Below are 17,897 nucleotides of genomic sequence, written 5' to 3'. Positions count from 1 at the left end.
ATTTTTGAAAAAATGATTCTCTAAAACATTGCTAATATTTGCAGTAATAAAAAATATTTCTCAAGATTTGGTAGATAAAGTTATGAAAAAATAGTTCCGCACCAATTGCGGTCTTATTGCCGCGAACTCACCCAAAATTTAGCGTAACGGGAGGTAGACAGTCGTTTTACATCAACATCAAATGCGACAGACCGATTCGGTAATGCAGCCTTGAAGTAAACCGTTACAACTGCATCAATCAGAAGTGCGTACCGACAATAAATTTCAGTACCCAGCGGTCCGCATCGTTGGTGAGACCTCGACCTATCCCCGCGTTAATATCAAATCCGCCCGCCTCCTGATCCACCACCGCATACAATGTTTTGCTGTTTTTGTTGAGTGCCTGAGGATTACTCACAGGACCTAGTTCGTTGTATATTTCGAAGCCAATCTGCGTCTTTTCTGCCAAGCTATACGCTACTTTTCCATCAAGCGACCCTACCACCGGGCCACCACCTTTTGATGGGCTCCAATCCAGATTTGGATTGATGGCCAATGTCCACGGACCTGTCCGATAACCCAAAATACCTTTTAACTGAGCATTCCAAGCCATTTCCGATACACGTAAATTAGTTTTCCCTGCTTCCAGATTAACGCCCCAAAAAAACCCCGTTGTTGCATCGTGAGGCGCGATGTACTTAATGCGTACCTTTCCACCTTCGTTGTGCGTGCCACCCTGCGCATCACGCGTGGTCAGAACGTACAGGCCCAATTCAATTGTCTTGGTAAGGCCGTAATAAAATTCAGGCGTCAGACGGTACACATGGCGAGGAGGCAACTCACCTTTATAGGCTGGGGTATCAGCCCCAGAAATCACATAGTTGTTATGCACATCGAGACCGAAATGACCGGGACCACTTAAATCGTCCATGTAGACTTGAACTTCTTCTGGTGCAGCCTGGACAGGTAATGAAAAACCTGCACTCACTGCGCATGTGCACCCCAACAAACTACGCACAAACCACGCGCGCGGATGACTTTTGGAAGCGCTTGCCTGGAACACAGCGCGTGACCCTCTAAGGTTTTTTTTGAAATTGAACATTTTTCCTCTTTGTACCGTGATGTGCTTTGTTTATGCGGAACTGCGTGTGAGAGCGGTGACAGTGTTTTGATAGCAGTGATGTGGTGAAAGTAGTAACAGTAACGCGCGGTACTTCAGTACCATTTGCTCTGCTGCAAAGGCGGACGGCTATACCGTTGCAAACGATGGCGCGTCAGTATAGCCATAGGAATGGCGATAGTTTCCATTGAATTAATAATATAGGCTGATAGTCACTTTCAATGGGATCTTACCGACTGAAAGTTGAAATTCTGCTTTAGTAATTCATTAAATTTCTTCTTACAGTCGCAAATTGACAATGGCGGCAAGCGGACTATAGCGGCACTTCGCAAGGTGCGATCAGCGGACAAAACGCAATCCGGCGTTCGGAATTATGGGTAAGGGGGCAAGAGAAGGGGAAAAATAGTGGCATAAAATCGAGCGCAAGGAAGACAAACCTAATGAACCAGCTTCGATTAATACACAAGCTGTCCATCAAGCACTTTTACAAAATATAGTTGGTGCGTATGGACGATTTTTCTGAGGCCCAGGATCCCGCAAATACTTTTCTTTTTATTAACATAAATAACCTGGGGTGCATGATTCTAGTACTGAATACTTATCCAATACTTAGCCAGCGATGATCGTGTTTGATTGCAACGGAATGCATCGCATTGTAATTCTCCGGTAACAAAACGAGTAGATATTGAGCACTCTTTGCAATCCCGCACCTCCGCGGGTTGCTGTAATAGTGATATCGAATTCGTTAAGGAATCTATAATGCTACGTAAAAAACGAGCACAACGAGTATGCATCTTGTTGGGGCTCACCACCAACGTCATCGCACATGTTGCTATTGCCGCGACTTCAGGTGGTTTACAGGGTCATCTTCAATCTAATGCGGACATGCGCCCGGTAGCAAATGCACGGCTGGAAATTCGCGAGACCGGTGACAGCACTTCTAGTGCCAGCGACGGCGAATTCTCATTTAAAGATTTGCCGCCAGGGAATTACACGCTAGTGATTACGGTTGGAAAACAACCACCTATAGAGCAGGCGGTCCATGTGGACACGGGGCCGGTAACGACCCGTGCTATCACTATCGGAACTGAGAGCAAAGGGGCAGCTGAGTCAGAAAAGTCAGAAAAGGCCGGAGGGGCCAAGGACGCCAATGTAGCAGCGCTCGCAAACGTCACCATCAACTCCCGCATTAGCCTCTACCTCAAACCATTTCTTCGTCATGACGAAGAAATGCATAAGCTCCTACGGCATTAGCCTCTACCTCAAACCATTTCTTCGTCATGACGAAGAAATGCATAAGCTCCTACGGCATTAGCCTCTACCTCAAACCATTTCTTCGTCATGACGAAGAAATGCATAAGCTCCTACGGAAAAAAATATCGTCGCGGGCGGCTGAAGTAGGGTCCATTTTTTTCTCGTTCGACGACATAAACCCATTTGCTGCTACACCAAAAATCCATGAAAACTACTCAAAAAAAATTAAATAGGAACGAATCGAGCTAAATGATCAGTAATGCACACTTTTGTGGTTGGGCTGTGATTTGATGTCTGCCATATTACAGTCCCTGAAGATATCAACGAGATTGCGGCTTCGCTCTCTTTAAAACTAAACCTCTCTATCTCTTTAGGAGGTCATGGGTGACCTGCATTACCACCAAAGGGGGTCATGGGTAGGTGTCGAATTTGAAGTTGACTGGCTGGCTCCATCAACTTTTTTCCCACATGCCGCTAGAACTGAAACTGCACATAACGCAACCAATAGGAATTTCATTTTCATAGCCATACTAAGGTCTTCCATGGTTAAAATTGACTGCTCTAAGTTTACTAAATAAATGGATACTCACAAGACTTAATAGAGCAAAGATTGTTTACCCATATGCTCTGCAAACATGAATTAACTTATCAAATAAAAATGCTTTATTTGACAATCTTACCTCAACGCACGAGGTCTTTTGAGGGTTGACATTAAATAAATTTAAAGAGCTAAGATGACGACTTACACCTTAAAACTTTCCGATTCTCTTATCGTCGTTTAATCAGCCTAGAGCGTATATGACGCTGCGGCGAAATGGGTTCATCAACTTGTGGCCGTTCGTTCATTGCAGCGACTTCCAGCTGAGCGTAACGCAGCCGCGAGGCTTCCAAAGCTTCCTCAACCGCACCAAGTCTTCCACGGACGCCGGCAAGTTCAGCATCAAGCGCAGAGGCCCGCTGACGATACGTGACGACGCTGGATTTGTTCTCGACGTCGACCCGGTCGAATTCGGCTTTCCAATGGCGCGACTCAATCCGTGCTTCATCAATTTGCAGCAGGGCGTGCTTACGCACCCCGTCGAGTTCGGTAATACGTGCTGCGTACTCCGCTTCCGTCAATCGAAGTAAATGGAATGGACGCCTCTCCCCGCAAGGGCCGGTGATGGAATTGGCGGGGTGAACCGGAAAGACTAAAGGGTTCTCTCGACCGACGGCATCAGATGTGCCAAAGTGGAGTTTCGAAGCTCACCCCTTGAGGAAGGAGAACCCACCATGAATACCGTATTTGGAGTCGATCTTGCAAAGCGTGTTTTTCAGGTGCATTCCGTTGATCCGGCGACCGGCGAAATTACCAGCAAGCAGATCAAACGGGATAAATTCCTGGAGTATTTTGCGAACCGCGCGCCCTGTCTGATCGGAATGGAGGCGTGCGGCGGCGCACAGCACTGGGCAAGGCGGTTGATCGGGATGGGTCACCAGGTCAAAGTGATGCAGGGTAAAGCGGTCAAGGCGTTTGTCAGCGGCAACAAGAACGATGTGGCCGACGCAAGGGCAATCTGGGTGGCAACGCAGCAAGCAGCGGTAAGACCGGTTGCGGTCAAGACGGAAGAGCAGCAGGCAGTATTGGCATTGCATCTGATGCGGCAGCAATTGGTCAAATTCCGCACGATGCAAAGCAACGGGTTGCGGGGCTTGCTGACAGAATATGGTGAAGTGATGGCGGTTGGCCGGGCATCGCTCGACAAAGCCATGATGGATGTTCTGGCGCGGTTGAGTGAGAATTTGCCACGGGTGCTGATCGACACGCTGCGCGAACAGTGGGAGATGCTGAGTAAGCTGGATGTACAAATTGGCGAGATCGAAAACCGGTTGCAGGCTTGGATGACGCAGAACAAGGCATGCATGACGATTGCGACAATACCGGGCGTCGGATTGATCACTGCCACGGCAGCGGTAGCCGCGATGGGCGATGCCAGGGCATTCAAGTCGGGGCGCGAGTTCGCGGCATGGCTGGGTCTGGTGCCCAGGCAGATCGGTACCGGAGGCAAGGTGAAGTTACTCGGCATCAGCAAGCGAGGAGACAAGTATCTCAGGAGCTTGCTGGTACACGGTGCCAGGTCGGTGCTGGCGCATGCGCAGGAGCCGGGCCGATGGCTGGAAGACATGGCTAAGCGCCGACCAGCCAACGTGGTAACAGTGGCGCTGGCCAACAAGATGGCGCGAATGATTTGGGCGTTGTTGGCGAATGATCGGCAGTACGACAAGACGTATGTAAGCGTCAGGCCGGCATGACGGACTGACATCGATAAACCGGTTTTTAACGAAGGGTTGGGTAGGAAAGGTTGCGCAAGGTAACGAAGTGTGATGGCAAAACAGGTCAGACCGGGACCCATCAAACCTGGACAGTTTTAAGAGCTGACAGCTCGTGAAGTAAATAAAGAATGGGTCAGCGGATTCCATCGGGGCCGGCAGGGACTTGTCCGCTGCAATAAGGCCGGATATAAAACTGCATCCTACCTGTCCACTAAAACACAGAAATTCCTTGGCAATTGAGAGGCGTCCATATAAAAACTACCAACAACCCAAAATCCATAAGTCATTGAATTTGCAGGATTAGCCCTTCTTTTGTTTGCATTTTTGCTTCGGTGATATGGAGTCCAGTTAAAACCGGAGGCAGCCGATAAGGCGGATTCGCGATATATTTGTTCCCTCACGATCCATTGCGGAGGTTGTCATGCGGATGATCATTGAGGCGCGAATTGACGGCGGCGGCGAGGCAATACGATTGGCTGAAGTTGAACGGCTCGACGGCGATCTGAAACAACTGGGCCTAAACCTGGCTGAAGGCAGAAGTCTGGTGCATGAGGCGCAGCGTGCATTGGTATCCGCACAAACTCGCTTCGTTGTTTCGGCATCCCTGAATTGTCCGCAGTGTGGCAGGGCCTTATCGATCAAAGCGACCCATGCGATCCGATACCGAACGGTTTTTGGCAAAGTAACGATCGACAGCCCGCAGTTGCGCGTCTGCAGGTGCGTTCAAGAAGAAAGCGCAAAATCGTTCAGCCCGCTCGCATTAGCGATGCCGCTGCGCGTCAGTTCTGAGCTTGAATACTTGCAAGTCAAGTGGGCAGCGCATCTTCCCTATGCGGTGGCGACGACGTTGATGAAAGAGATTTTGCCGCTCGATCAAACCATCTCCACATCCGAATTGCGTAATCGCGTCTGGGCGGTCGGCCAGGAACTCGATGATCACGCCGAAAGCGCGATCCACGGTGAACGAGACTATCCGCTGGCCGATCCCCACGTCAAGATTGTCGCTCTTGCGGTGGATTCCGCATGGCTACGCCACCGGCCTTCTCGCAAAGAAAAGGATGAGGCCACGCTTGCGCAGTATTTCCCTTCTAAGCGTCCGCCGCCTACCGGACGACACGTGAACATCATCGCCGGCCGTGCGGTGCGCGACGATGGCAGTTGCAAAGTGTATGGATACGTCAACAGGGAGGTCACGTCGGCAGCGAGCCGACTGGATCATTTTCTCTCGGAACAGGGCGTCGCCAATGATCAGAAAATCACGATTATTTCTGATGGCGCAGGAGAATTTGAGAAAGCCGTCGATGGATCCAGGAGGCCGTTGAATCGGATTTTGGATTGGTTTCACATCGCCATGAAATTTCGTGCTATCGAACATGCGTCGTGGAAATTTCCCCATTTGTTGGCGCCGAACGGACGCTCCGTACAAGACGAAATTGCGTCGGCCAAATGGCTGACGTGGCATGGCAAAGGTTCCGAAGCCGTCCAGAGAATCAAGAGCATCCACGACATGCTCGAGGTGACGCCCGAACATCCGGCGTACTCGACGCTGTGGTGGAATCTTCGTGGAACGTATTGGTACCTGGAATCCAATGGCCAATACCTTGTCAATTATGGATGGCGGTATCGGCGCGTCATGCCGATCAGCAGTAGTATTGCCGAATCGGCGGTCAACGAAGTGGTGAGCTTGCGGAGCGCAAAGAAGCGGCAGATGCGCTGGACGAATAAGGGTGCACACCTGCTTGTTCAGGTTCGGATCGCGGTGCTAAATGGCGAGCTCAAAATGCGCGAAATGCCTGAACCGCGACGATTTACATCGGAGGAGAAAAGTAGTGTTCGTTTCGAACGCTTTGCCTAGTCCTGCCTCCAGTTTTGACTGGACTCCATACCAGCGGATGCACACCAGAATCACATCGATCGGAAATCGCATCCCTTTGGTATCGAGCATCTCATTTCACATCGTCGCTGGAAAGATAATCAGCATAGACGAATATTCGACTCGACAGTTAATGCGACATAACCCCGGCTTCCATTGCCGATTGATAACGGTAAAAGGTGTCTCGGGAAAATCCCATTACCTTGCAGGCACGGGAAACATTGCCGAGCTCAGCAGCTAAATTAAGCAGCCCGACCTTGTGTTTGATGACATTCTGAGGAAAACTACGCATGGGGTTACTCCTTGGCGCTTACGCGCTGGTTTAATAAAGATTCGCACCTCTATCAAACCGGGTAACCCCACCCTTTGGCAAGGCTTTACTGTCAGATCAAGTCTGAACTAATACACTTTAGGTAATCTGCCGCTGACGTTTCAGCTCAAAATCCAAGCTACGCTGTGTCTTTGCTAACTACGCGTACATGCTTAATAAAATCTACATCCTTGAAATCTAAATAAGACTCGGAATAGGCTTTCACCAGATTCGAATCGGATACAAAGTAGCCAGTAAATTCTCTAGGCATTATGGGCGCACGTCTGTTGCCAAAACCCGGCTCGTTTGAAAAACATAGACTTACTAAGTCGTATTCAACTTCAAAAACAGGCCTGGCTTCTGCCGTCAAAAATCGAACATTCAGGAATGATGTTTTACTCAATTTATCGATGCGTGCAAGAATATTCCCGTCTTCACTTTGACGGTCCGAAATGTAGATGCTCACCTTCACCTTCCGAGCAATACACTCCTGAAGTGCGCCGAAAATTTCATTGTCAAATTTATCTGCGGTTGGCATGGTGGTCGTAATTAGAACATGGTGATGAGCATTTCTCAACGCAGCTAAGATGTATGTGCGAATTTCGTGACAGCGAACCGGCAAGATTGCGACCGCTTCTAATTGGAAATCTATCGCGACTAACTCGGTCCTTGCTATTTCACGCTTTAATTTTAGATCCGTGATATCGTTTTCAACCAGCCTGGCGTCGAGCGTAGCGATCTTAAATCTGAATATACTACGACGCCTTACGAGCCCTTCCAGATTTGCGCTCATCTTAGTAGCCCTAGGTAACTCAGCCAGTCGCTTTCGGACTGCCAAGGCGCCCTGCCGCGACGAAAATGACTTATCGACACCCACCAATTTTGCAATCGAGGCCTGTGCACATGCAGTTGTTAATTCATCGTCGATGTTGTCATTTGTTACGATTCGTAACGAAAACTCGCCTCGTTCTGTTCGATAAACCATTGCGAGTGCCTCGCGATAACGACCCATCGACTTATGTACAGTCGTTACTCTCAATACATCATAGTTAGAAGGGCGACCGTTGCGCCCACCTGAAGCATTAAGCTGAGCCTCCTTTAACGCCGCCGCTCCAACTTCGTTCAAATCAGGTGGATTAAACACTCCTGCTAGGGGGACTATGATTCCATTGCGTGCAGCCATTTTTTTAGTGTACATCGGGACCCGCCCTAAGAATTTTTTACATATTGGGTCCCAAACCATGTGCATTCGCCGATCAATGGGGGCGGATTCTTCACCCATCTGAAGTAATTCGCTCCCCCTGCGCCAAAGCGCATAGCCACCGAATGAATCAGTGCCGATGTATTCACTTGAGATGAGCTCATTCATTAAATCACTGCAATGCTCTGGAGAGAGTCCCAAGAGCCCCGAGATTTTTTCAAGTGTTGTCAGCCCTGCACAAATTGACAAAAGAATGAATTCAGTAACCGCAGGCGTCTTTCTATGTTCGATTCCTACGATGTCTACGACCAGGATCTGACAAGGAAGGTGAATTGGAAAATAATCGACAAGTGATTGATTGTCATAGCTATCCAATCGCTGTGCCACTTCAAAATGTAGATTCATACGTCGATCACTTCACAAAAATCGGGGTTAGCATGAATATAATTTAGAACTTCAAGGAATGGGCTGCCGCTTTTCAGTTCACTACAGAAGCTGGCATCTCCAACCAAAATTAATGCATCGCGCGCCCGAGATAGTGCGACATTTAATCGTTTTCTCTCACGTTGAAAGCCGATTTGTTTTCTCTCGTTCGATCTAGTGACGCTGTATATGCAAATGTCTGCCTCTCGCCCCTGAAATGCGTCTACGGTGTTTATCTCGATAGAAAAACCAGCATGAACTCCGATATGTTGATCGATAAGATATTTTAATAGTGATACTTGTGCTGCGTATGCAGAGATGACTGCAACGTGAACAGGCTTGGACTTGTTTCTTGTTTTGCGCGATATTTTTTTCAACTCCTCTAAAATTAATCTCGCTTCACCCTCATTCTTAAATGATTTTTCTGCCGTGGACTGTTCTGCTAATTTTTTTCTTGAGGTAGACAGCCAACACACGGCCTTTGGATACAAGTTTGAGATGTCCCTCTTCCTTTCACTGTCAATCCGTACATTTACCAACTTATCTTTGTAAAATAATGCACTGACCAGATTACCGATAGATTCGCACATTCGGCGCTGCTCTATTAACTCCTCGACATTTTCGGGAGGAAGCCTTTCCAGAAGTATCGACAGCAAGCTCTTCTTGGCATCATCGCTAAATGTGATTTCAGATTCGTCTTTACCTCTTTCAAAATACGGAGGCAATTGCTCCGGGTCCCCAACCAAGATACATCGACGACTTCTAGATATCGGAACAAGAGCCTCAGTTGCCGTTGCTTTCGATGCTTCATCGATAATGCATAGATCGAATTTATCTTGATGAAATGCTGGTGTACTTCCAAGTCCTATGCATGTGCCTGCGATGATTTTCGCTTCTTTCAGTACGGCACTGTGAAACGAGCGCTCCGAGCCAAGTCGATTTATCCAATCGATGTGCAATTTAATAATCGGCAAAATTGCTTCTCGTTGTTTACTGTTTTTAACTAAGCCGTCCAATAGTTGGTTCAACTCGTCGCCGGACGCTCCGCTAAATAGATCGCCCAGCTCTCCTAGCTTATTCAAGGCAACCTTTACTCGATTAAGACGTGCCTCAGCCGACTCGATTGATCTTTTCAATTCGTCGCTATCTATTACAACATTTTGTGTTTTTAGGAGTAGAAGATCCGCGTCGGGGGCTTGCCCATTTTCTATCTCCTTCGTCCTTTCGTCATCAATACTCTCGGCGCGCTTTTCAAGCACCTCCCTATCCTTTCGAAGGTTAGCCAGGATATTAAAGGTATCAAGATAGCTGCGACCAAGGAGCTCCGCCTTTAGCTCATATGCGTCAAGCCCTAGGCTTTGTGCGTATGTTCCTATAAATTCCTCCGAACGCTGCTCTGCCTTAATGCACCATTCGCGAACCTTGTGTTCGAGCGTTAGTGATTCCACCGACTTGTGAACCTTATGTACATTTTCAGCACCGAATGAAATTATGCGTACTACGCTTTCAGCCAAACCTTTCTCTGCCAATTTCAAAATGATGTGATCGAGTGCAACGTGCGTCTGTGACGAGAGCAATATCCGGCGTCCTGGAAACCGCTTTAGATAGCTATGGATAAGTTCCGCGATGAGGGTTGTCTTCCCGGTACCAGGAGGCCCATTAACAGCTAAAATGCTTTCTACTCCCATGGCTTTATCGAGTACCTGTCGCTTATCCTCGCTGAGATGGTCGGGAAATGATATTCCCGAAAGTAACGCGGGTGTCGCCGTTTCAGGCGTTGACAGAACTGCCCCAATGGTAGGGCTCACCGCTCTTCCTGACCTAATATCATCTAAAGCCGCTCGTTGCTTTTGGATTGACTTCCTCTCGGCTTCAAAGTTAGTCTCGAGTGTCACCGAACCATGCGGTATGTCTGACCTTCCGCCTGATTTCAGTGAAAGAATCACCTGATCTGCCTGTACGTCTAGCACCGTGAAAATGAGTGGCTTCGCACTGTAAGTTTGCACTACTAGAGACTCACCCAGCTGCTCTTTGTCGACTTCCCCTTCAACCGTAGCAATGTAGAGCTCGCCATCTTGGACTATCCTTGTTGCGTGAAATCCCGATTGTTTGGATTTATAAACTCTTTCTTTTTCGCGTAGGAAGTCTGACCAACAATCAAACCAATAATTACGTGTCCTCTCCTCAGTCTCACGTGCGGAAATGTCATCCATAATTTCCAGTCGCTGCACTAATGCGCGGACAGATGCTCGTCCTTCTTTGATATCTCTTGAATACCCGCAGCAAAACGTCACCGAGGCTACTGAGCTTTCCATACCTCTCAGCTCCATTGCTCGGTCTGGACTTAGAAATTTTATTGACAAGATTTTCAATGCTGTCTCTTCAATATTGCATACGGCGCGAATGGTTGCGCCAGTAATTACAATAGTGTTAGCGTCTCTGTCATGGGCACCCGACCAAACAGAATTTAAATCCTTTTCAATAAATTTCCCTGCATGCTCTTTTGGTATTGTCGGAAAGCTAGCATTTAATTCTTGAACTACTTTTTCTGACGGAGTCATGAAATAAATTACAAGCGTAGATTGCGAAGCGGAAATCACTGACGCATGAAATATATCTGTATCAGCAAGCAAGATATTTGCGCCTTCATGCCTGCTTGATACGCTTAGGCTCAAAGATTTTTGGAGAGCAAGTTTCGGTACGGCTTTTGCACCAAGCTTTTCTGCGGCACCAATCAATTCCTGATAATCGTAGAAAAGTTTGCCTGTGAGGCATGACACCGCAATTGCTGCCCAAGAATAGACGTCGCGTCGCGTCGACTGATAGTTGTCATCAGGTTCTGGCGGTGTGTATGGTGGCGAGCCAGATTTATAGAACGTATTGTTGAGTTGTGGTTTCGTAGTATCCCTTGCAATTCCAAAATCAATAATTTTTGGCGTACCTTCGGAATCAAAAAGGATATTTTGTGGTTTCAAGTCGCGGTGTGCCCAGTCTCGTTGATGTGCGTAAGCGAGGGCTTCAAGAATGGGCCTGCCTACTTCCTCATAAAAGGTCATCCATGGCATCGGCCCGTCACGGAGTATTTTCTCTGCAAGAGAACCGCCGCTAAGCCATTCTAATGCGAGAAAATTCCCACTCGTTGACTGGCCACTGCCGATATATTTCCCGATGTTTGAATGCGATAAATCACGGAGTGCTTTCTCCTCGCGTTTGAAAGAAAGCGCGGCTCGATTAATATCGCTCCCCTCAAGGGCGATTTTTATTGCGCACTGATTTCCATAATCTAAATCGTCAGCACGATATACAGCAGACATTCCGCCTTGATCAGGGGTAGCAGCAATTCGAAAACGACTATCAAGTAGATCGCCTATTTTTAATGAATTGCTTGATTCAATTTGATCGGTAGAAATGCCGCCTGCATTCGTATGATTTTTTTGGATCTTAGTTACATCTATTTCAACTTGTATCATAGCTCCCTTTAGCACATCAAAAGTATGTTGTTTCTCCTAATGTAGACTTATGATAATAGAATAAGAGTAACTGTACGACAACAAATGGTCGATATTTACTTGGAATGAATGCGTTTGTAATTCGGCTAACCCACAGCTTGGCCGACGGTGGTGGTCCTTTGATCAACATGCATCTGAGCAACTGGTATGCGCCCGATTCGTTCGTTTATTCAAATTTTCTGGCGGCGACCTGTGACATTAGTTTGGGACTGTTAAAAAGGCTGTGGTTCTTGCTCAGCACCATGAAGTAAAAGTTCAAGGAATCGGCTTATGTGTTCAGGCAGTTCGCTCATATTTTTTAATAAGTGGCAAGCTTCGCCGGAAGATCGTCATTGATCACAGCACACCGTACTTGTTCCAGCAAATGCGAACCGCGGGTTATCCACCTCATCTGTTGGCGCTTGGACATTCGAGCATTGATGATTTGATTGACCGCAGATTCTGCCATCGCCGTTGAAATCGGCTTGTTTTTTTTCTGTCGCTTTGCATAACAATCCGGTTACATCGGCACTCAATGGGACGTCGCTAGCGGCGTTTGACGAGGGCGCGCGATTTTCCGGGGCCGAGACGGCGTGGTGCCGTAGGGGTTTCAGGTGCCGTCGCCGCCTGACTGGCTTCCAGTTCCGCAGCCGCGCAGCCGCCAGCGCTTCTTCGACCGTGCCGATCCGCTCATCGCGCAGCTGCAGTTGCCCGGCATGCCGTTCCGCGATCGCCGCGGCGGTAGTGCGCGTGTCCAACAATAATTCTTCCAGGCGCCGGATGCTTTTACGAGCGATGTCCAGTTCCTGGTTCATGGCCTCGGCACGTTGGTGCGCCGCCTGGACGTCAACCGAAGTAAAGTTGATAGAGAGCGGACGAAATCGGGGGCTAGCTAAGGTTGCTGATCGAGCAAATTAGTGGCAGGATTTCGATTCCACGAACGAATTTTGGAGGACAAAATGCGCGTCGATATCGAAGTCAGAATCGGTGGCAAACCAAATCGTACCTGCGTTGCAACGATTCAAAGAGATGCCAATAAGACAGTCAAACTAGGGATCGGTCTGCAGCTTGCTGAAGTTAAATCGCTCATAGGAAGACTTCAGCAAATTATTGCAATCGCACAGGCGGAAGAAGTGATTGCAGCGAATTGCCTGTGCGGCCGATGCGGGGAGCCGCTGCCGAAAAAAGGGTCTGCATCGATTGTCTACAGAACTGCATTTGGCAAACTTCACCTTAATAGTCCTCGCTACTATTCAACCTGTATCTGCGGCCATTCTGGGCACGAAGGCGCATCGTTTAATCCGCTAGCGGAGAGTTTGACAGAGAGGTCTCATCCGGAACTTGTTTATTTGCAGACCCGCTGGGTCGCCACAGTATCGTACCAGCGTGCCTCGGCATTACTGGCAGACGTACTTCCCATTGACGCGGTTCCGCGCAGTTCTTTGATCAAGGATCAGGTTCGTAAAGTGGGCCACCAGATTGATAAGACGGCGCGATACGATGCCGAGAATTTTTTCAATAGTATGCCGCTTCGATTACCGGATCGACCGCTTGAGCAGCCGCGCTATGCGTTGCAAGTGGATGCTGGCTACATTCGCTCGGTCCCGGCAAAGTGTCATGGCAGGCGCTCGTTTGCGATCATTGCCGCGCGACTTCGTCATCCGGACGGTCCATCAGCATCGATGGCATACGTGAACGACGAGATGTGGTCAGCCCTGGACCGGTTTCATCATTTCCTGCATCGGCACGACGTTCCGATTGATGCACCAGTGGCCATCACTAGCGATGGGGGTGAAGATGTTGCCTACCCGACTTATTTACCCTGGCGGCCAGTGCAGCGCATCCGCGATTGGTTTCGTATTGCAATGCGGTTCGAGCACATCCTCCAGCGGATTCGCGGCATGCGCCATTCGCAGCCAGACGATGCCGCTACCCTGATGAAGAAAGTTGCGTCTGCAAAATGGCGGCTGTGGCATGGTCGCGCAAAAGGTGCGATCGAACGGCTGCGCGAGGTTGCTAAAATAACGTCCGACAAGCTTCAGGAGCAAGTGAAAGGCCTGCTCGGCTATCTGGGATCAGATCAGAGCCGGTTAATCAACGATGGTGCCCGCTATCGGGCAGGTCTTCCGATCTTGACGAGCCTGGCGGAGTCAGCGGTTAACTTTGTGATCGGAGATCGCTTCAGGAAAAAGGGACAAATGCGCTGGACTCTTGCTGGCGCGAATGCTCTGTTGCATATTCGCGTAGCAGATCTCAACGGTGAGTTTGCCGATATTTTTAAGAAACCGCTGTACGTAAAGCGCTCAAAGTTCACCCAAAAAAAATCTTTGGGAAGATTTCCCGATGGCTGCGTAAATCAAGAGTTCAGCCCCCGATTTCGTCCGCTCTCAAGTGATAAAAAAACGAAGTAAAAGTGTTAATAAATTGAGGGACTGTTAAAAATGTGGGGTTAGTAAGCAACTCTCGGGAGAGCAGCATGAAGATCGTCGTTCGGGCTGAGCTGGTGACGGATTGGGGCGAAACCACAACAATCGAAGTGGCGCGATTTGACCGCCCTGTCCAGTTACTCGACCCAGAGTCGATTGGATTATCGCTTGCCGACGGCAAGCAACTGCTCTCCGGGTTGCAGCAAGTAGTGATTCCGGCGCAAGCGGACGAGTACTGCGAAATACGACGCGTGTGCAGTCATTGCAGACGACAGACGCAATTGAAGGACTATCGGCGACTCAAGATTGATACCGTATTCGGTACCGTCAGCGTTCGTAGCCCGAGACTCATGTCGTGTCCATGCGAACCGCCCTTCTATTTGGAGGTTCTGTTTAGCCCGTTATCGCAAATCATACCGGAACGTGCTGCACCGGACCTGCTCCTGCTCCTGCTCCTGCTGCAGTCAAGACTGGCCGCGCAGATGCCATACCGGCAGGTGGTTGTGATGATGAAAGAATTCTTGCCTGGGACCGAAAAGCTGAATCATGTGACAGTACGGAATAGGACATTACGGGTAGGGGCAAGGATAGACGCTATTGAATTGGCACCCAGCGAAGCACTATCACCGGACACGGAGTGGTCAATCGCAGTCGACGGCGGATTCGTGCGAGGACGAGAGAAGGTACGGCCGGCCTCGTTCGAGATACTGACGGGACGTCTTGCTGCTTCAGGGGTGAAGCCTCGCGTTTTCGCTCTTGTGCGTAGCGAAGTTCCGTCGATTGCAGACAGATTTGCCGCATTGCTTCAGACATGTGCAGGAACCACGTCTCCAAAGGTGTGTGTGATTACGGATGGCGGCAATGGCGTCCAAAGCATACATCGTCAGCTGCCGTTTCCCGTAACGCCCATCCTGGACTGGTTCCATCTCTCTATGCGCATCCGATATCTGGAGCAAATCTCGCAAGGTATGCTGGCATGGTCCGAGACAGAAACGCATACAAAGAATCTCCTGCATCGAGAGATGACAAAACTGCGATGGTGCTTTTGGCATGCCAGCTTTGAGAAAGCTGAGGATAAAATCCGACAGGCGCTTCTGCTGTGTCGAATCATCGTCGCAGAGACGCCTGCCTTTGAAAAGAGCTTGCGTCATCTGGACTATCGATTGCGAGATCTTTGGATGTACATCGAAGGCCACAAGACTTCACTTGTCGCCTATGCAAAGCGACAGATGCAAACAAGCCGATTTCAACAGGGATGGCAGAATCTGCCGTCAACCAAATCATCAATGCCCGAATGTGCAAGCGTCAACAGATGAGGTGGACACCCCGCGGGGCGCATTTGCTGGCACAAGTACGGTGTGCCGTGATCAATGACGATCTTCCGGCGAAGCTTGCCGCTTATTACAAGAAAATGAGCGAATTGCCGGAGCACATAAGCCGATTCCTTGAACTTTTACGTCAGGGGGCTGAGCAAAAACCCCAGCCTTTTTAACACTCCCGTTGACGAGACGTGAGCCGAAGGTGTTTCTGGCGCATTTCAATGCATGGCCTGAACGTTATCTGATGGAGCGACGACGTGGGGTGTACTGGCTTTGGGCCTGCTGGCAACCCGGTTACGACCACCGTCCTTGGCTTCATAAAGTGCTGCGTCTGCCGCATTGACGAACGCCCGCAGCGTCGCAAAATGCCACTTTGCCGTGCAGGCAATCCCGATACTGACTGTCATTACATGATGGGCGCTGACCATGTGATCGCGTTTGAGCGCCTGCACCGCCGTGCGAATGTGTTCAGCAATTTGGACCGCGCCTGGCTGATCAGTGTGCGGCAACAGCACGACGAATTCTTCGCCGCCATAGCGTGCGGCGGTATCGCCCGGGCGCCGGATAGCCTGGGCGATGCATTGAGCGATGGCCGCGAGCGCATCGTCCCCCGCCGGGTGGCCATACAGATCGTTAAAACCCTTAAAATGATCGACATCAATTAGTAGCAGCGACAGTGGCAGGTCACTACGCTGCGCCCGTTGCCATTCTGCCTGCGCAATTTCGTCAAAGGCCCGCCGGTTACCGAGTCCCGTCAGTCCATCCGTTCTGGCGAGTGACCGCAGCTCGGCTTCCATCGCCAAACGACGCCTGAGCTGCTGCGCGAACAACACGGCCAGGATAATGATGATAATGTCAACTGCACCAACCAGTGACCCGATGATCGACGCGCGGCGATCCCACTCAGCGTAAATGTCCCGGGTAGCAAGGGCGACATCGAGAACCAGGGGAAAGTTGCCGATGTGCCGAAACGCATACCATCGCTGCACGGCGTCGATCGCGGCCGTGCCGAAAAAGTCCCCACTGGGAGAATGACTAAAGCGCGTGTAATTGGCGGTGCCCATCAGGCTCTGGCCAATCGCCTTCGCGTCGTAAGGCAGGCGCATCAGCATCGTCCCGTCCGCGAGCATCAACGCCATCGACCCGTTGGTACCAAGATTCATACCGGCGAACAGGTTGCGGAAATAGTTCAGGTGCATGGTCCCCACCACCACACCGGCAAAGCTGCCGTCAGAGTGCGACAGGCGCCGACTCAGAGCGATGCTGGGGCTACCAGGGGCCATCGGTGGCTCAAAAGGACGACTAATATAGAGGCCGACACTCGGAGATTCGCGATGCACCTTGAAATAATCGCTCTGCGCCAGATTCTCGCGGAGGGGCGACTCAGACTTCGAATCGATTACCACGTTGCCGGTCTCGTCGAGAACCAGCAACGCCCCCATGTGCTGGGCTGTCGCCGAATGGTCAAACAGCACCATCTGGCGGAGGTCAGGCGACAGGTTCATCACGCCGGGATGGCTTAGCCCCGCGATAACTGCCTGCAGAGACAGGTCATAGACTTCAAGAGTGCGCGCCGTGTCACGCTCCACCAGGAGTGACACGTTGAACGCAGACTCCTCGGCCCGCGCAAGTGCATCATGCCGCATCTCAATCAGCATCCATGCAGCGATTGAAAGTATCACGCAAGCAATGGCCACACTCGCACCAATCACACTGCTGGGTCGCCGGATCATATGTTGTTTACCATCGCAGCTGCGGAATGCTGAAAACCATTGCCTGATTTTCGTTCCGACCTTTATTAACATCCACCTGGACCATTTTTATGGTCCTCGTTTTATACATACAGAGCTTTAAGAAACATAAATAAATTTTCTTATTCCATTATCGCTTATGGAGCCCGTTTGACTTAAAAAAAATGCAAGAAAACTCATCCCGAAATTAAAACAAGATTCAATACCTCGATTTTTTCTGCGAATGCCTGTTACTCATGCAGGTGCGATATCGTACGTTACCCCATTATGCTTAGAGAGCGGACAAAATGGGGGGCTAGCTAAGGTTGCTGATCGAGCAAATTAGTGGCAGGATTTCGATTCCACGAACGAGTTTTGGAGGACAAAATGCGGTTTTGTCGCAATAACGTCACTAGTTTAGAATTTGTGTTTTAACAGACGACAAATATCCGCAATGAACC

General features: G+C 49.6%; 10 protein-coding genes and 2 pseudogenes. 5 read left to right on the top strand and 7 right to left on the bottom strand.

The window, feature by feature from the left end; genetic code table 11:
• Positions 1-238 precede the first annotated feature (238 nt).
• Complete coding sequence (locus QN379_RS14135) at positions 239-1,081, bottom strand: hypothetical protein (protein WP_322240943.1); 843 nt, start codon at positions 1,079-1,081, stop codon at positions 239-241.
• A 777-nt stretch (positions 1,082-1,858) separates the two neighbouring features.
• Between QN379_RS14135 and QN379_RS14130 the strand changes: the two genes are divergently transcribed.
• Positions 1,859-2,353, top strand: coding sequence for a carboxypeptidase-like regulatory domain-containing protein (locus QN379_RS14130; protein WP_322240941.1), 495 nt, complete (start codon positions 1,859-1,861; stop codon positions 2,351-2,353).
• A gap of 768 nt (positions 2,354-3,121) precedes the next feature.
• On the opposite strand, the gene QN379_RS14125 is transcribed toward QN379_RS14130, so the two are convergent.
• Positions 3,122-3,427 carry a hypothetical protein gene (locus QN379_RS14125; protein WP_323506926.1) on the bottom strand — a complete coding sequence of 102 codons (306 nt, stop codon included), beginning with the start codon at positions 3,425-3,427 and terminating at the stop codon, positions 3,122-3,124.
• 198 nt (positions 3,428-3,625) lie between these two features.
• Between QN379_RS14125 and QN379_RS14120 the strand changes: the two genes are divergently transcribed.
• Together QN379_RS14120 and QN379_RS14115 are read left to right on the top strand one after the other, a co-directional pair.
• Positions 3,626-4,645, top strand: a complete 1,020-nt coding sequence (locus tag QN379_RS14120; protein WP_323506925.1) for an IS110 family transposase — start codon at positions 3,626-3,628, stop codon at positions 4,643-4,645.
• A gap of 442 nt (positions 4,646-5,087) precedes the next feature.
• Positions 5,088-6,521: an ISKra4 family transposase gene (locus QN379_RS14115; RefSeq protein ID WP_323506924.1), complete on the top strand. Its 1,434-nt coding sequence runs from the start codon at positions 5,088-5,090 to the stop codon at positions 6,519-6,521.
• Between the two features lie 163 nt (positions 6,522-6,684).
• On the opposite strand, the pseudogene QN379_RS14110 reads toward QN379_RS14115, so the two are convergent.
• From QN379_RS14110 to QN379_RS14095, 4 genes and pseudogenes are all read right to left on the bottom strand, one after another.
• Positions 6,685-6,831 (bottom strand): annotated as a pseudogene (locus QN379_RS14110) (helix-turn-helix domain-containing protein); the annotation flags it as partial.
• A gap of 157 nt (positions 6,832-6,988) precedes the next feature.
• Complete coding sequence (locus QN379_RS14105) at positions 6,989-8,455, bottom strand: hypothetical protein (protein WP_323506923.1); 1,467 nt, start codon at positions 8,453-8,455, stop codon at positions 6,989-6,991.
• Complete coding sequence (locus tag QN379_RS14100; RefSeq protein ID WP_323506922.1) at positions 8,452-11,943, bottom strand: AAA domain-containing protein; 3,492 nt, start codon at positions 11,941-11,943, stop codon at positions 8,452-8,454. The genes QN379_RS14105 and QN379_RS14100 overlap by 4 nt, the downstream gene beginning before the upstream one ends.
• A gap of 361 nt (positions 11,944-12,304) precedes the next feature.
• A pseudogene (locus QN379_RS14095) lies at positions 12,305-12,451 on the bottom strand (ISKra4 family transposase); the annotation flags it as partial.
• Positions 12,452-12,920: 469 nt separating this feature from the next.
• Here QN379_RS14095 and QN379_RS14090 point away from each other — a divergent pair.
• Together QN379_RS14090 and QN379_RS14085 are read left to right on the top strand one after the other, a co-directional pair.
• Positions 12,921-14,372: an ISKra4 family transposase gene (locus QN379_RS14090; protein WP_323506921.1), complete on the top strand. Its 1,452-nt coding sequence runs from the start codon at positions 12,921-12,923 to the stop codon at positions 14,370-14,372.
• A gap of 65 nt (positions 14,373-14,437) precedes the next feature.
• Complete coding sequence (locus QN379_RS14085; RefSeq protein WP_323506920.1) at positions 14,438-15,703, top strand: ISKra4 family transposase; 1,266 nt, start codon at positions 14,438-14,440, stop codon at positions 15,701-15,703.
• A 221-nt stretch (positions 15,704-15,924) separates the two neighbouring features.
• Here the strand turns inward: QN379_RS14085 and QN379_RS14080 are convergent, their stop codons facing one another.
• Complete coding sequence (locus QN379_RS14080; protein WP_323506934.1) at positions 15,925-17,439, bottom strand: sensor domain-containing diguanylate cyclase; 1,515 nt, start codon at positions 17,437-17,439, stop codon at positions 15,925-15,927.
• Between the last annotated feature and the right edge of the window lie 458 nt (positions 17,440-17,897).

It is taken from the genome of Glaciimonas sp. Gout2 (assembly GCF_035018905.1).
Lineage (GTDB): Bacteria > Pseudomonadota > Gammaproteobacteria > Burkholderiales > Burkholderiaceae_D > Glaciimonas.
The sequence above is the reverse complement of the archived record's forward strand: the minus strand, read 5'-3'. Positions and strand labels throughout refer to the sequence as shown.

Bases quoted from the DNA above. Each gene is read 5' to 3' on its own strand.
- QN379_RS14100 (WP_323506922.1), bottom strand. From the start codon at position 11,943: ATGATACAAGTTGAAATAGATGTAACTAAGATCCAAAAAAATCATACG.
- QN379_RS14130 (WP_322240941.1), top strand. From the start codon at position 1,859: ATGCTACGTAAAAAACGAGCACAACGAGTATGCATCTTGTTGGGGCTC.
- QN379_RS14105 (WP_323506923.1), bottom strand. From the start codon at position 8,455: ATGAATCTACATTTTGAAGTGGCACAGCGATTGGATAGCTATGACAAT.
- QN379_RS14120 (WP_323506925.1), top strand. From the start codon at position 3,626: ATGAATACCGTATTTGGAGTCGATCTTGCAAAGCGTGTTTTTCAGGTG.
- QN379_RS14115 (WP_323506924.1), top strand. From the start codon at position 5,088: ATGCGGATGATCATTGAGGCGCGAATTGACGGCGGCGGCGAGGCAATA.
- QN379_RS14085 (WP_323506920.1), top strand. From the start codon at position 14,438: ATGAAGATCGTCGTTCGGGCTGAGCTGGTGACGGATTGGGGCGAAACC.
- QN379_RS14090 (WP_323506921.1), top strand. From the start codon at position 12,921: ATGCGCGTCGATATCGAAGTCAGAATCGGTGGCAAACCAAATCGTACC.
- QN379_RS14080 (WP_323506934.1), bottom strand. From the start codon at position 17,439: ATGATCCGGCGACCCAGCAGTGTGATTGGTGCGAGTGTGGCCATTGCT.
- QN379_RS14135 (WP_322240943.1), bottom strand. From the start codon at position 1,081: ATGTTCAATTTCAAAAAAAACCTTAGAGGGTCACGCGCTGTGTTCCAG.